This is a genomic window from Candidatus Zixiibacteriota bacterium, from assembly GCA_035380245.1.
In the GTDB taxonomy this organism is placed as follows: domain Bacteria; phylum Zixibacteria; class MSB-5A5; order GN15; family FEB-12; genus DAOSXA01.
The window spans coordinates 82,577-97,025 of sequence record DAOSXA010000001.1 but is presented as its reverse complement, the minus strand read 5'-3'; the positions used below and the strand labels follow the sequence as shown (position 1 = coordinate 97,025).

Here is a 14,449-nt window from a genome sequence, read left to right as displayed (position 1 = left end):
TGGCATGACTATTCTCGATTTTATTATATTCGGTATCTACCTGACGGCGGTGCTTGGTGTAGGATTCTATTTTTTCCGTCGCAATAAAAGCACCGAGGATTATTATGTGGGAGATCGTTCCGTTCACTCTGCTCATGTAGGTTTATCGATCGTGGCGACGGATGTCGGCGGCGGTTTTTCGATCGGTCTAGGTGGGGTGGGTTTCGTTATGGGACTTGCCGGCAGTTGGTTGCTTTTTACAGGTCTGGTCGGAGCATGGCTTTCGGCCGTATTCATCATTCCCCGCATTAAAAAGATCGATGCGGCAAAGGGAATGATGACCTACCCGGATTTTCTTCGTTTCCGTTACAACGACCGTGTGGCGCTCGTAGCCGCGGTGATTTCGGGGATCGGCTATCTTGGTTTTACCGGGGCGCAGATGCTGGCCGGGGCAAAGCTGGCCTCGGCTACGATTTTACAGACTAATCCGTTCGGTGTAGATCCGATCACCTTCGCTCTGGTCGCTATAGCTCTGATTACGATCCTGTATACCGTGATAGGCGGCCTCAAAGCGGTGATTTATACCGACACTTTCCAATGGGTGCTTTTGCTAAGCGGCCTGATACTGGTGACGATTCCGGTAACACTGTATGAGATAGGGGGCTGGTCAACCTTGCGGAGTGAATTGCCGCCAGGTCACTTTTCTCTCGGCAATATAGAGGCGGTAACGTTTATCAACTGGATGGTGACAATCATCCCGATCTGGCTGATCGGAATGACTCTTTACCAGCGTATGTACGCCTGTCGTTCCGAGAAGGAAGCCCGGCGTGCCTGGTATATTGCCGGTCTGTTCGAGTATCCGGTGATGGCTTTCACCGGGGTGTTTTTAGGAATGTGTGCCCGGGTGATGTTTCCCGAAGCGGAGCCGGAAATGGCGTTGCCGATGCTGATCAGAGACGTGTTGCCGATCGGTGTGACCGGTATCGTAATCGCCTCATACTTTTCTGCGATCATGTCCACGGCCGACAGTTGCCTGATGGCTTCATCGGGGAACTTCGTCAAAGACCTGATCGAACGTTACTGGCTTAAGAATCTTTCCATGAAGAAATCAATTCGTTTGTCGATGGCGGCCACGGCGGTAATCGGTCTGATAGCGGTGATTCTTGCCGCTCAATTCCAGACAGTGCTCGATGCCATTCTCTACGCGTATGCATTTATGGTGTCGGGATTGTTTGTCCCTACATTGGGGGCTTATTTCTGGAAACGGGGCTCTTCGATCGGAGCCATAGCAGGAATGTTGGCCGGTGGAGGTTTGACATTATTGCTTATGACGGGGGTTATTTTACCTCCGGTGGCTATGGGAAATTGGGGGCTTGATTTCAGTGTGTACGGGATTATAGTCTCGGCGTTGTTTTATACGGTTGGCTCACTCATGGCGCCGGACAAACAGGCGGTTGCTGACGGCAATGCTTAACGATTTTGGAGATTCAGATGACCTCTGCTTTACAACAACAAGACACGATAGAGAAGTTTCACGGTTCGATAATACAACACGGGCCACTCAGCAATCGCATTTACCTGATGAAGATTGGTGAAGCCGATCCGGATGAATTGGTGGCTGAATTGGCAAAACTGGCTCATGAGAGAGGATACACGAAGATTTTCGCCAAGGTGCCGGTAGGAAAAGTGACGCCGTTCGAGGCTGCCGGGTATACCGTGGAAGCAAAGATTCTCGGATTTTACAACGGCGTCGAAGCTGCTGATTTTCTTGGTTATTATCCCGACAAAAAGCGTCGGGAGCTATCCAACGAAGATGAGTTGAATGAGGTGATAGACATTACTCGTCGCAAAAACGAAGGAGGGGCAAGTAATCGAATCCTTCCGGAACACGGGGTACTCAGGTTATGTCAGCCTTCCGATGTCGCCCGGATGGCGTATATTTACCGAGAAGTATTTCCGTCGTATCCGTTCCCTATCGACAATCCCGATTATTTGTTACGGACGATGCGAACACACGTGTTATATTTCGGAGTAGAGGTCAGCAACATCCTAGTGTCGCTGTCGTCGGCCGAGATGGACGAAGCGAGCGGAAATGTGGAGATGACCGATTTTGCAACCTTGCCAAACTATCGTGGAAATTCGTTTGCGACAGTGCTCCTGGAGCAGATGGAGAATGCCATGAGAGTTCGGGGGGTAAAAACAGCCTATACTATTGCGCGGGCAATTTCCCCCGGTATGAATATAACTTTCGCGCGTTGCGGCTACGCTTTTGGGGGGAGACTCATCAATAATACCAACATCTCCGGCAGCATTGAGAGTATGAATGTCTGGTATAAGTCGTTAGTCTGATTACGCTTTTCGCGAAATTATAAAACCGGCTCGATTCTGGGAAATCGAGCCGGTTTGAGTGGCTGGTCAGATCAGCTTCCGTTGTTGCTGACGCAACGTTGTCAAGTAAGTGTAGTGGGCCTAGAAGCTCATTCCTACCAGCAGGTAATGCATCTCTGCGTTCGGGTTTATTATGAAAGACACGCTGAGAGGCAGTGAGAAATTGTCGGTAACCTTGATGTCTTTCGAAGCATTCACCCCGATGTTAATAACCTGGAGATCGTCAGTCCCGTAGTAGTCGGGATTGTCTTCACTGCCGCCGGTAGCGCCAACGAAGAAATTCAACGAAGTCTCATTGACGGTAAGCGGGTAATCGACCTGGAAATAGGTGTTGTTGCCGCCGTCGTTGTAGACATTGATGAATCCGGAAAGTGAAATGGGGAACGATTCCGGTCCGGTGAAGATACCGCCGACCTCGATCGTGTGAGCTCCGGGATCCGGTATGGTGTCGTCAATCACAGCGTCATAGTCGTTGAAATTGAAGAACTTGATACCGGAGTTGGGGAAGGTGTAGTCGGTTACCAGAGCGGTTACGGATGCGCCGTTGTTGAGGTCGAGCGTATAGCTCACCCAGAGGTCGATTTCATCGTTGTCTGAGGCTTCATTTGACATGGTGTATGCACCCCAGGCGCCCAGTTCGAATCCGGCATAGCCGACGGCGAAGGTAGGTTGCAGGCTAGGGGCATTGCCGAAATCCATTCCGCGCCAGACATAGCGATTGTAGAGATCGACGCCGGTTGTTATCGAGAAGTCGTTCTCGGCGACGGCGATCTGGGCCCAGCTGAGCGTTATCATGGCTAACAACAGGACAGTAAGGCTCATTTTACGTAACATTTTCTTCTCCATTGCTTAGAACACTAACTCAAATAAGCGGATTCACCGTGCAGTGACTCGTCCAAAGTTCCTTCTTCAGTCTCGGTGGTCTTAACAGTGGTGACCTTGTTGATCAACCAGAGCATGACGTAGGTGAAGATGAAGGCATAGATGGAAGAAACGATGATGGCCACCAACTCCTTAACGAAGAAATCAGCGCCGCCGAAAAGAAGACCGTCAGCGCCGTTGGGGTTGATCACGGTGCTGCCGAGGATGCCCAACATAACGATACCAAGAGCACCTCCGACACCGTGCACGCCCCAGACATCCAGAGCATCATCCCAACGCAGCTTGTTTTTGAGACTGACCGCAGTGTAGCAAACGAGCCCGGCCACTATGCCGATGACTGCGGCACTACCGGTCGAGACGAAAGCGGCTGCGGGAGTGATGGTAGCGAGACCGGCTACGGCACCCGTGAGCAAACCGACGAATTTCGGCTTCTTTTCCAGAATCCAGGCTATGATGAGCCAGGAGATAGCGGCAAACGAAGCCGCGACATCGGTATTCAGGAAAGCCAGTGCGGTGATCTCATCGACCTGTAATTCTGATCCGGCGTTAAAACCATACCAGCCGAACCATAGCAGACCGGTGCCAAGAGCAACCAGCGGAATGCTGTGGGGGCCTTTTTCGGCAACACGTCTTCGTCCCACGAAAAGGACTGATGCGAGTGCTGCCATACCGGCGATGTTGTGAACCGCGATACCACCGGCGAAGTCAAGCACGCCCCACTCGGCCAGAAGGCCGCCGCCCCAGATCATGTGGACGAACGGGAAATAGACGAACAGCAACCATGCTACCAGGAAAAGCAGGTAAGCAGGGAAGCGGACGCGGTTGGAAAACGCTCCGGTGATAAGGGCCGGGGTAATAATGGCGAACATCATCTGATAAGAGATGAAAACAATCATCGGTATCTGACCATCGGCGAACGGAGTAAGCGGATTTACGCCGTTCAGGAAAGCCATGTCCAGGTTACCGATAATGCCGCCTTCACCGCCGCTGAAACAGAGTGAAAAGCCGACCGCATACCAAAGAATCGTAGTAACGCCCATCGACACGAAGCTCTGAATCATGATCGAGAGCACATTTTTACGCCCTACCAGTCCTCCATAGAAGAACGCAAGGCCTGGTGTCATGAGCATGACCAGACTTGTGGCGACCAGCATAAAACCGGTATTGCCGGTGTCGAACATATCGAACCTCCTTTGCTTGGAATAAGAAATATGAGGTTTTTATTGAGGAGGGAAAATCAGGGTTTCCCCGGTTTTTAGCGGTGAAATCCCTGAGTAGTCAAGGTGCAGTACGACAACGACTTACTGCTATTCGAGCTGTGTCAGCCCTTCACGTATAGCGAATTTGGTGAGTTCGGCAATCGAGCGCAGGTTGAGTTTGTCCTGGATCTGTTTACGATGTGATTCAACGGTTTTGATACTAACGTTGAGGATGTCTGCGATCTCCTTGGTTGATTTCCCCTCAGCGAGTAGTTGCAGCACCTCTCGCTCGCGTCCCGAGAGACTGGCGAAAGCCGTTGTCTGGTTGTCGGGGATGCGATCGATATAGTCGCGAAGTACGATATCTCTGATTTGTCGACTAAGAAAAATTTCGTTGCGCAGGACGGTGGCGATTGCTTCGGTCAGTTCGTCGAAAGCGGAGTCCTTGAGAATATATCCGCATGCCCCCGCCTTGAGGGATTCGGAGATAAAGCGACGATCGGAGTGCATCGAAAGCATAAGGATGCGGATGTTCGGTTGTTCGGCAAGAATTCGACGAGTCGCCTCAATACCATTCAGGCGCGGCATGGAGATATCCATAAGCACGATATCCGGTTTCAACTCGGCTGCCAGGTCAATTGCCTGGGAGCCGTCGGTTGCCTGCCCGACTACTTCGAGATCACTGCGGTTGTCGAGCAAGTTGTGAAGGCCGTCAATCAGCAGCTTATGGTCATCAGCCAACAGGATGCGGTAGGCCATGATATCAGTCCTTCGTCCATCGCGGGGCGGTAATCGTTACGGTTGTACCGTGTCCCGGTTGTGATTCGATCTGTAGTAAGCCACCGATGTACTGGATTCGCTCACGGATGCTGAACAGACCGAATCCTTCGTTTTGTGCTACCCGTCGCTCCAGGATGCTGGTGTCAAAACCGCGACCGTCATCGCACAGCTTAATTTCGAGACCGCTGCGGGTGTAAGCCGCGGAGAGTTCGAATCGCCTGGCGGCAGCGTGCTTACCGATGTTATTCAGCAGTTCCTGGATCGTTTTGAATAAGATAACGCGCAGGTCCTCTCCAAGCGAAGAAAAATCTCCCCTTATTGTCAGGGTTGCCTTTAGATCGTATTTATGTTCAGCCTGTTCAACGAGCCATTCGATAGCCGGAGCCAGTCCCAGTTCGTATAAAACAGGGGGGCTGATGGTAACCGTCAGATTACGAATATATGCGATAGTCTGATCGATCAGGCGCAGCGATTCGGAGAAGTCTTCCTCGAAACCATGGAAAACCGAGTTACCCTGAAGGCGGGCCAGCCGAGTACGAACGAAAGCAAGAGCCTGACCGACGTGATCGTGCAGGTCCTCGGCGATATTGCGTCGTTCGCGAGCCTCTGCCAATGAGAGCTCAGAGGCGAGCTTCTGCAGAAGGGAACGGTATGCGGCAATACGAGCTTCGGATCGTTTCAACTCGGATGCGGTGTTATCGTTCCCATGGTGTTGCAGCGACAAAGCTACGGTGTCGACGATGGTCTGGAGGCATTCACGGGTGTCTTCCATGATCTTCTTTTTACCCGAACCCGAAAGAGAGAGTCGGGTGGTCGAATTACCGCTACGCGGAGAGAAGGATGCAATCGTTTGCGAAGAATCAAACGAACCGGCTTCGGCATGATGTTCGGCGAAGTCGACCGAAAGCCCTGAAATGTTTTCAGTTTCGAGGGCCGCTAAGAGTGTCTCTGCCAACCAGTGAAGAATTTCTGCGGTTGAATTGTTCGAGGAATCGACGAGGCGATCGACTATGCGTAATAGAAGATGACACTGCTCGGAATGTCGGCCGGGTGGAGATGGTTCGTTCAACGGTTGGATCACTTTCGTTTCAAGGCAATCGATCAATATCACGGGCAAAAAAGCCCGGACACAAGATAGTGTCGTTGAGGAATATGGGCAAGTGGCCAATCATTCTCGGCACTAAAGCACGCAACTCGTTGTCGCGATTGGGCTGAAGCCTGCTGGTTGATTTCAGGGAATATGCTATTTTCCACGATGGTCCGTTGAGGCTATCCCTGCTCCGATCGCAGCATGAGTACCCGGTGCGGTTCGTGCTTTATTTCGTCCGGTGTTTATTATATTTTGAGGATGACAAAAGTGTCTCTTAAATCGGGGAATAATGGATGTTTGACCAATTGCGCTTAATTGCCGACCGGCCGCGGCCATACCAGTTTTATACCGCCAACCAGCTTTGGGCTGATCCCCACATTTCTCAGAAAATGCTCGAGTATCATCTGGATAATTCGGTTGATCTGGCCTCGCGCAATAAGCAGTTCGTAGAACGATCGGTCGATTGGTTAGTCCGGGAATGCGATCTCAAACGAGGAGCGGCTGTGTGTGATTTCGGTTGTGGTCCCGGATTCTACACAACGCTCCTGGCCTCCCGGGGGATGAAGGTAACGGGCCTCGATTTCTCGGAACGATCTCTGAAATATGCCCGCCGTATTGCTGAGGAAAAGAAGTTGGGGATCGACTATCGCCAGCAAAACTACCTCGATTTCACCCCGGACCGGCAGTATGACCTGGTAACCATGATCTTCTGCGATTTCTGCGTCCTTAGCCCGGAACAGCGCCGACTATTACTGGGGATTTTCAGACAATGTCTGAAACCGGGCGGGAAGCTCGTTCTCGATGTCGTCACCATGAACCAGTTTAACCTGACCGAAGAGAAGAATGTATTCGATTTTTATACAGGTGAAGGATTCTGGTCTTCGCAGCCGCATTTCATTTTTCAGAGTACGTTCAAGTATCCGTCGGAGCAACTCTATGTCGACAAGTGGACCATAATCGAGAGGGTGCGAACGCGGGAGATCTACAACTGGATGCAATGCTTCACGCCGGTAAGTCTTGATGGTGAACTGGCGCGTTCAGGATTTCGGTCGGTGAAGAAATTTGCAAATGTCGCCGGCGATCCGTTCGACTCGGAAGCGACCGAGATGGCGGTCGTTGCCGAGGTGATCGGTTAGTTAATTCACAACAACTGGATTCATCTGAGTAAACGATGCAATACGCCGGCGAGATCGGCTGCGCGGAATGGTTTTCCGAGGCGAGCGCTGAATCCGTATTCCCGATAATTCGACATGATGGGATCGGTAGAATAACCGCTTGATACGACGGCTTTCACGTCGGGATTGATTTGCCGGAGAGCTTCGAGAATATCGCATCCTCCTATGCTTCCGGGGATGGTCAGATCGAGAATCACGGCATCGAACGGATGTCCTTGTGTATGCTCCCGTTCGTATAGATCGACAGCTTCATGACCGTTTTCAACGGCCGCTGATTCATACCCGTGTTGCGTAAGGATTCTAGTCGTAATATCTCTTATGGCGGCCTCGTCATCGACAACCAGGATTCGGCCGTGACCCGGGGGATTGACGTTGTTTGGTTCAACCGGTGTTATCTCGGATTTCTCGGATGCCGGAAGAAAGAAGGTAAAGGTAGTGCCTTGTCCGGGGGATGATTCCACTTCGATATGGCCGTCATGCCGACGAATGATCGAATAACAGGAAGCCAGTCCAAGACCGCTGCCTTTCTCTTTGGTAGTGAAGAACGGATCGAACACTTTCTTTAGATGTTTATCCTGAATGCCAATACCGGAATCACTAACTGACACACGGATGTAACGTACGGCCTTGAGCGGCAGTCCCGATCCGGAGCCGATATGATCGTAGTTGGAAGCTGTGATCCTGATAATGCCGCCATCCGGCATGGCCTGGCTGGCGTTAATCACGAGATTGTTTATAACCTGGCTAATTTGTCCCACGTCAATATCAACCAGCCTCAGGTCCGAGGGGATCTCGAAATCACAAATAGTGTTGGATCCGTGCAGACTGAAAATAGCAGATTCACGAAGCACCGTATCGAGATTGCTGGTTTGTCTCACGGGGGCTCCGCCTTTGGCGAAGGTGAGCAGTTGCCCGGTTATGCTTTGGGCTCTTTCAGAAGCACGCATGGCCTGTTCGATTGCGATATCTACCGGTGAATCGAGTTCACAATCGAGTCGGGCGAGCGACAGATTACCGGTAATGGCAGTGAGGATGTTGTTGAAGTCGTGGGCAATGCCGCCGGCCAGGACACCGATCGATTCCAGTTTCGCCTGTTTCTGAATCTCGACTTCGAGACGACGGCTCTCAGTAACGTCTTCCACCGTCTCAATGACGGAGATGACTTCGCCTGCCTCATTACAGACGGGTGAGGCCACCAGCCGGTAATTACGTATGCCATCGGCTGTAGGCGTGTTGGATACGGTTTCGTGTACCTGACCGTCTTGTAATGCCTTGATCACTGCGCAGTATTCGCATGGAGTGTCTCTATGAGGATCATTAAAGACTTCATAGCATTTATGGCCGATTAAGGTGGAAGCATCCGGATACCAGTCAGTCATCTTGCGATTGACGGACATAACCTCGAAATCGGGACTTATCATGGATATCCCAAGATCGATGGATTCGATCAAGCTGCGGTATTTCTCTTCGCTTTCAAGCAAAGCGCTTTCGGCGCGCTTCAGATGGGTTATATCCTGAACGATCCCGAAGACATCGACTATTTCACCATTATCGTTTTGTTTCGGAAAACCCTGGGTGTTGATCCAATGGATTGAGCCGTCCGTATGCACGATTCTGATGACCATGTTGTACGGCTTGCCTATAGTGCAACTGTACATGGCTTTGGAGAAGGCTTTGCGGTCATCCGGATGTATGAACTGATGGAGTCCGACATACTGGGGAATACCGTCCGACGGATTGAGGTCCAGGACCTCAAACATCTGGGGTGACCAGGAGCCTGTCTGGGTAGCTATGTCGAACGACCAATAACCGATGCGCGCCATTTTCTGTGCGACTGCGAGGGCTTCATGAGCTCGGGCTAGTTCTATTTCACTCTTCTTTCGTTCCGTGATATCCTCGACAGCAACCACGAATTTTTCCGGTTTATTCTGCTCGTTGCGGATAATGCTGACGGTAAGGTTGACCCAGGCAACGGAATTGTCCTTGCGAATATAGCGCTTCTGTACGACAAAATTGTCGATCTCACCATTCATCAGTAAATCAATTCGGTCGAGTTTGTCGGGGATGTCTTCTGGATGAGTAATGTCCCGGAAGGACATATTCAGCATTTCATCGCGGCTATATCCGACGATGTCACAGAGTCGTTGGTTGACATCAAGCCATCGACCTTCGAGTCCGGCCAGTGCGATTCCAATGGCGGCGTTTTCGAACACGGAACGGAACATCCGATAACTTTCAACGCGAGCTTTCTCAGCTTTCTTACGAGCTGTTATATCATGTGAAATCATCTGAACGGCAATGATAGCTCCGTTGGCGTCATGCATGGCGTTCATACGAGAAAGCAACCAACGTCTGCCGACGGGAAAGGTGGTTTCGACCTCGGACTCAATCGGACCGCCTCCATCAAGGATTGCTTGTCTCAACGTCTTGAAGCGAGCGGCGTTCTCTGGATGTAGCCGGTCGAAGTGAGCACCAACCATTTCTTCCGGTTTTTTGCCGAAAAACCGGGCTGCTTTACGATTCATCATGATACAGACACCATCAGGATCGAAAACAGCAATCAATACCTGAGCATTATCGAAAAGATACCGGTATCTCTCTTCGTGCTGTTGCGCCTGTTCTGCCGCGGTTTTATGAACGTGAATGTCCTGTAGAGTTCCGCGTAGCTTAATGCATTGACCCTGGTGAAAAACAGGTTCTCCGTACGATCGGAACCAGCGCCGTTGACCATCGGCTCGGATTAATTGTAATTCCAGATCAAACGATTCTCCGAAATTGACCGCTTTATCATGGGCTAGCTTTATTAAGGCCGTATCTTCGTCGCTAAGATATTGTCGGAATTCATCGGGGCCCGGCGGTTCCTTGTCTTCGGGGCAGGCCATGATTTTATAGAGCGACTCCGTCCAAATACTCTTGCCGGTTCTCAGATCGTATTCCCAACCGCCTATTTGAGCCATACGGCCGGTCTCCCGGAGAATACGACGGCTTTCTTCATTGGCTCGTTTAGCCAGTGTTTCGGCAGTAATATCATAGACAACGAAACCGATTCCTTCGCCGACTTTGAAAGCATGGAAGCGATGAAACAACTGCAGTGAGTCGCTGTGGACGGGCAGTACATCGAAGGCAGCGCTTTTCCCGGTTTCTATGACTTCGCGATATTTGGCTATATGATCCGGAGGTGGGGGAGGAGACACCAGTTGATCGAGCGTAAGTCCGACAAGTTCATCCAAATTCTTCGCGCCGATTGTTTGTACTACCTGCTCATTGGCGAATGTCAGACGGAGATCTCGATCACAGAGAATAAAACCTGCGGATGAGGATTCACAGAATGCAAGGAGATATTTGAGACTCTCATCGTTTGGCTGGTTTGAACGGGCTGTTGCTTGGTCGAATTTCATATCATCGGCGTCCCTGTTCTTCGAATCCTCGGTAGATGGAATCCCTTTCATCGCTCCCATAGATTCTGAAGGTCCGTCTTTAACTGGCATAGATGCCTTAACCCCCGTTGTTAAACAGCCCCGGTAGAAGCTAGCTCATTGCCGTCTAATAAATATCTTATATCTATATATTTTCGGCATTTACTGATTTAACTTCATGGATAGCAAGGTCCTGGCTGTGAATTATCAGTCGCTTCAGGTGCTCAATCAGTCAGGCTTGACAGTCATCGGACAGCTCGATACCTTAAAACTCGATGAGACAGCCTATTATCTCCGGGATTTGTATTAGCTCAAACGAACAAATTTCGTTGTCGATCTGCGTGTCGGCAGCCGATTTCAGGAGGTATTTATGCCGGAAAAACCAGTGGGATGCGCCAAACCAGCCGGTACGGTCGTAGGTGCGGTGAAGGACAAGAAACCGCCCACAGAGGGCGACAAGGTGGAAGGAGTAATGGATATGGTAACGGTGCGGGTAGGAGAAAAGGCGCCTGATTTCGATGCGCCTGCCTACAATAAAGGCAAATTCTTAAACGTCAAACTTTCTGATTACGCCGGGAAATGGGTTCTGTTGTGCTTCTATCCCGGTGATTTTACCTTCGTTTGACCGACGGAGTTGTCGGCGGTCGCCGGCTCGCATAAGACACTCAAGAAACTGGGTGTACAGGTACTCTCCGTCTCAACCGATTCGACTTTCGTGCACAAAATATGGGAGGAAGAAGAGCTTTCGAAAATGACTCAGGACGGCATTCCCTGGCCTATGTTATCTGACGGCACCGGGAATATTGGCCGAGCTTACGGTGTTCATGACGAAAGCGGCGGCGTGAATATCCGAGGCCGTTTTTTGATCGATCCGGATGGAGTGGTGCAGGCTATGGAAGTATTGGCGCCTCCGGTGGGACGAAAGATCGAAGAAACAATACGACAGGTGCAAGCCTTCCAATACGTACGCAAGATGAAAGGGACGGAGGCTTGCCCGGCCGGTTGGGAACCGGGTGATAAAACTCTTAAACCAGGTCCCGAACTGGTTGGCAAGGTCTGGCAGGTCTGGCAGCCCAAATGATATCGTAATAGAGATAACGGTAAACTCATCGGCGCCCCCGGCGGTATCTCGTCACCGGGGGTTTGCTTTTGATGGTGAGGTACGATTCGAGTCCCGGTGTTGTGGGGAGGCATGTTGTCGCAATAGTCGGGACTGGATGTCTGATTCCATCTTCATACGACTATGCTGCGGATGAAAAGTGGGGTGCGAGGGTGGCCGAAGCCACCCCCGCACGAGGAGGGAGAGAGAGGGCTTTCACCCCGCCGCGCCGGCTAGTTCGAGCCGAGCGGGAAATGGTAGGTTAGTCCGGCCTTGAGGCCAATGACTCCGAGATTACCGAAATCATCACCGAAGGTGTCTTTGTCCTCGGTGAAGATCATGTGGTATTTTCCTTCGACCAGGATCGAAATGTTCGGGGTAGCGTAGATTTCCACCCCACCGCCGAATTGAAGGCCGAAGCTGGTTTTGCTGAAATCATCGCCGGCTTCGTTGATAACGAGTGCATCGCCGCCGGCGCCGTCGTCGGTCACTTTCCAGAAGTACAGCCCGCCACCGGCCAGCAGGTACGGATTGACAGTATTGGATTCACTCTTGAAAAACGGGGCCATGTTCCAGATGCCGTTGAGATAGATGTTGGGAGCGACGAAGTACGGTTCACCGTCGAATTCATCCCGAGTGATCATATCATCCTTCATTTTCATGAAGGTGTAATCGAATCCGCATTGTACCGTGAGATAATCCATCGCCAGGTAGTTGACGTGAGCACCGAAAACCGGGCCAACATCGAAATAATCACCGAACGAGTTTTCAGTGTCGATATCACCTGAAGCGGGTAACATCAACCCGCCGCTAACGCCGACTCCAAGGTCGCCTACCTGGGCAATCTTCTGAGCCTGGACCGTAGTACAAGCGTACAGTCCAACCAGCACGAAAAGCAGTGAAAGACGTTTCATGATAGTTCCTTCCATAGTTTCAGGTATCCGTAGTTTATATTTTGTCCGCAGTTCATGTATGAAGGTCAAGAACTGCAGATAGTCTCTATCCTTTGAATTCATTTAATCCATCAATCGAATGAGCTATTTTTTGATATGTGTGTTTTCACCTCCGTTGGAATAGTCTTGCCGGGAGTGGCAAAGATATTAGATATATAACGTGTATATGCACGTATTTTATCTAAATTGATATTTCTCCTGGTTGGATTATAACCACCTCTGACGGTAGTGGTTATCCCTGGACTAGATATGGAATCAAAACGATCATTTGTCAATAAATGCTCCGTCACTGTCATATTGCATGTAGGTACACATACTATATCTAAAAATATGGGGTACGGTCTCATAACGTAGCCTCAAAAGCTTTGATAATGTCGGTCATACGTCCAAGGATCAAGTCGCGTTGATCGGTCGGCATGTTGGCAATGATCAATAATGCCGGGACTAGTTCGGCATCGGCCGGGTCTCGTCCCAGAGTTTGACGAGCGACAGACGAAACCAGCTTTATATTATCACGCGTGAGAGCGTGACGCAAGTCTCTGACAGTTTTAATATCGCACCCGGTGGCGATTTTTAGGAGGCCGTTCAGGTCGTATTGGGAACAGGTAAGACCGGCTGCCGCCAGAAGTCCGGGCAGGTTGTCGGCCGTCAAAGGGGTGGTGTCATTGGGCGGTTCAAGCGATTGAGAACGGGCAAGATCGTCGGCCATGGCGTCGAAGTACTCATCGATTGTCCCAAGTAAATGTCCGATCAAATTGAGTTGGGCTCGAACTGCCGGGGTGCTGGTGCGGTATTTATAGCCTAGCAGATGTTCCACTTCGGCCCAGAGATCCTGCGTAAGGGTTCGAAGTTGCAGCTCGAACCAGGGAGAAGAGTGCCCCTCGCTGTATTCCTGCTTCAGTTGCAGGACATAATGAATAGAATTATAGCCACTGGCCTTGGTATGGCATTCCATGTTCAAACCCAGGGAATCGGCCGTGCTGCGTTGCAGGTAAGCATGAGGTGGATGCTTTTCGGATATGTTGAACCAGCCGCATTCACGGATTTCCCGGTCAATCAAGGGGAGTGATGATAGAAAATATGCGACCACTCTGACGCCGAGCGCATCGGTGACCTGTTCGAAAATCCTTTCCTGCAGACCATCGGGGAAACGTTCGGGTCGGGCGAGGACCTTGCGCACCACGGCGCCGGGTTGCTTGATTCGTGTTTGAATCCGTTGTATCGGAGACGGTGCCGGCTCACCGGCTCGTATGACCAGTTTATTCCAGTAGTTGGCGCGACGCCACCTTGACAGAAGCTCGATTATACGCGCTCGAATCGGTATCAAAGAAGATTCCGCGTATCGCTGGTAGCTCTCAACGAATCGAGGCAGATCGTTGAGACCGAACAGCAGCTTATTGCGGTCGTCATCGGAGGCTGAGATCGAGTTGTTCCTGTTCTCGGATTGTGGCATCTCAGTCATGGTTATCTCCGTCTATTTCCGGTCCA

General features: G+C 50.9%; 12 protein-coding genes. 5 read left to right on the top strand and 7 right to left on the bottom strand.

Annotated features, from left to right (window positions below):
• The first annotated feature begins 4 nt into the window (after positions 1-4).
• Positions 5-1,453 (top strand): sodium:solute symporter family protein, encoded by a 1,449-nt coding sequence (locus PLF13_00360; protein ID HOP05718.1) that lies wholly within the window; start codon positions 5-7, stop codon positions 1,451-1,453.
• A gap of 17 nt (positions 1,454-1,470) precedes the next feature.
• On the top strand, positions 1,471-2,328 hold the full coding sequence (gene ablB / locus PLF13_00355; protein HOP05717.1) for a putative beta-lysine N-acetyltransferase: 858 nt from the start codon (positions 1,471-1,473) through the stop codon (positions 2,326-2,328).
• A gap of 120 nt (positions 2,329-2,448) precedes the next feature.
• Here the strand turns inward: ablB and PLF13_00350 are convergent, their stop codons facing one another.
• From PLF13_00350 to PLF13_00335, 4 genes are all read right to left on the bottom strand, one after another.
• Entirely contained in the window at positions 2,449-3,201 is a 753-nt protein-coding gene (locus tag PLF13_00350) for a hypothetical protein (protein HOP05716.1), read from the bottom strand.
• Positions 3,202-3,224: 23 nt separating this feature from the next.
• Complete coding sequence (locus PLF13_00345; GenBank protein HOP05715.1) at positions 3,225-4,430, bottom strand: ammonium transporter; 1,206 nt, start codon at positions 4,428-4,430, stop codon at positions 3,225-3,227.
• A 126-nt stretch (positions 4,431-4,556) separates the two neighbouring features.
• Positions 4,557-5,207 (bottom strand): response regulator transcription factor, encoded by a 651-nt coding sequence (locus PLF13_00340; GenBank protein ID HOP05714.1) that lies wholly within the window; start codon positions 5,205-5,207, stop codon positions 4,557-4,559.
• A 4-nt stretch (positions 5,208-5,211) separates the two neighbouring features.
• Entirely contained in the window at positions 5,212-6,183 is a 972-nt protein-coding gene (locus tag PLF13_00335) for a sensor histidine kinase (GenBank protein HOP05713.1), read from the bottom strand.
• Between the two features lie 428 nt (positions 6,184-6,611).
• On the opposite strand from PLF13_00335, the gene PLF13_00330 reads away from it, so the two are divergent.
• On the top strand, positions 6,612-7,454 hold the full coding sequence (locus PLF13_00330; GenBank protein ID HOP05712.1) for a class I SAM-dependent methyltransferase: 843 nt from the start codon (positions 6,612-6,614) through the stop codon (positions 7,452-7,454).
• A gap of 20 nt (positions 7,455-7,474) precedes the next feature.
• On the opposite strand, the gene PLF13_00325 is transcribed toward PLF13_00330, so the two are convergent.
• Complete coding sequence (locus PLF13_00325; GenBank protein HOP05711.1) at positions 7,475-10,891, bottom strand: PAS domain S-box protein; 3,417 nt, start codon at positions 10,889-10,891, stop codon at positions 7,475-7,477.
• Positions 10,892-11,087: 196 nt separating this feature from the next.
• Here PLF13_00325 and PLF13_00320 point away from each other — a divergent pair, with 196 nt between their 5' ends.
• Together PLF13_00320 and prxU are read left to right on the top strand one after the other, a co-directional pair.
• Positions 11,088-11,219: a hypothetical protein gene (locus PLF13_00320; protein ID HOP05710.1), complete on the top strand. Its 132-nt coding sequence runs from the start codon at positions 11,088-11,090 to the stop codon at positions 11,217-11,219.
• Positions 11,220-11,279: 60 nt separating this feature from the next.
• Complete coding sequence (prxU, locus tag PLF13_00315) at positions 11,280-11,990, top strand: thioredoxin-dependent peroxiredoxin (protein ID HOP05709.1); 711 nt, start codon at positions 11,280-11,282, stop codon at positions 11,988-11,990.
• 251 nt (positions 11,991-12,241) lie between these two features.
• Here prxU and PLF13_00310 read toward each other — a convergent pair whose 3' ends face one another.
• Both PLF13_00310 and PLF13_00305 read right to left on the bottom strand, forming a co-directional pair.
• The gene (locus PLF13_00310; GenBank protein ID HOP05708.1) at positions 12,242-12,922 is read right to left on the bottom strand and encodes an outer membrane beta-barrel protein; all 681 of its coding nucleotides are present in this window, start codon (positions 12,920-12,922) and stop codon (positions 12,242-12,244) included.
• A 382-nt stretch (positions 12,923-13,304) separates the two neighbouring features.
• Positions 13,305-14,423 carry a hypothetical protein gene (locus PLF13_00305; GenBank protein HOP05707.1) on the bottom strand — a complete coding sequence of 373 codons (1,119 nt, stop codon included), beginning with the start codon at positions 14,421-14,423 and terminating at the stop codon, positions 13,305-13,307.
• Positions 14,424-14,449: the final 26 nt, after the last annotated feature.

Coding starts and splice junctions, on each gene's coding strand:
- PLF13_00330 (HOP05712.1), top strand. CDS start 6,612: ATGTTTGACCAATTGCGCTTAATTGCCGACCGGCCGCGGCCATACCAG.
- PLF13_00320 (HOP05710.1), top strand. CDS start 11,088: ATGGATAGCAAGGTCCTGGCTGTGAATTATCAGTCGCTTCAGGTGCTC.
- PLF13_00340 (HOP05714.1), bottom strand. CDS start 5,207: ATGGCCTACCGCATCCTGTTGGCTGATGACCATAAGCTGCTGATTGAC.
- PLF13_00345 (HOP05715.1), bottom strand. CDS start 4,430: ATGTTCGACACCGGCAATACCGGTTTTATGCTGGTCGCCACAAGTCTG.
- PLF13_00305 (HOP05707.1), bottom strand. CDS start 14,423: ATGACTGAGATGCCACAATCCGAGAACAGGAACAACTCGATCTCAGCC.
- PLF13_00310 (HOP05708.1), bottom strand. CDS start 12,922: ATGAAACGTCTTTCACTGCTTTTCGTGCTGGTTGGACTGTACGCTTGT.
- PLF13_00325 (HOP05711.1), bottom strand. CDS start 10,891: ATGAAATTCGACCAAGCAACAGCCCGTTCAAACCAGCCAAACGATGAG.
- PLF13_00350 (HOP05716.1), bottom strand. CDS start 3,201: ATGTTACGTAAAATGAGCCTTACTGTCCTGTTGTTAGCCATGATAACG.
- PLF13_00360 (HOP05718.1), top strand. CDS start 5: ATGACTATTCTCGATTTTATTATATTCGGTATCTACCTGACGGCGGTG.
- ablB (HOP05717.1), top strand. CDS start 1,471: ATGACCTCTGCTTTACAACAACAAGACACGATAGAGAAGTTTCACGGT.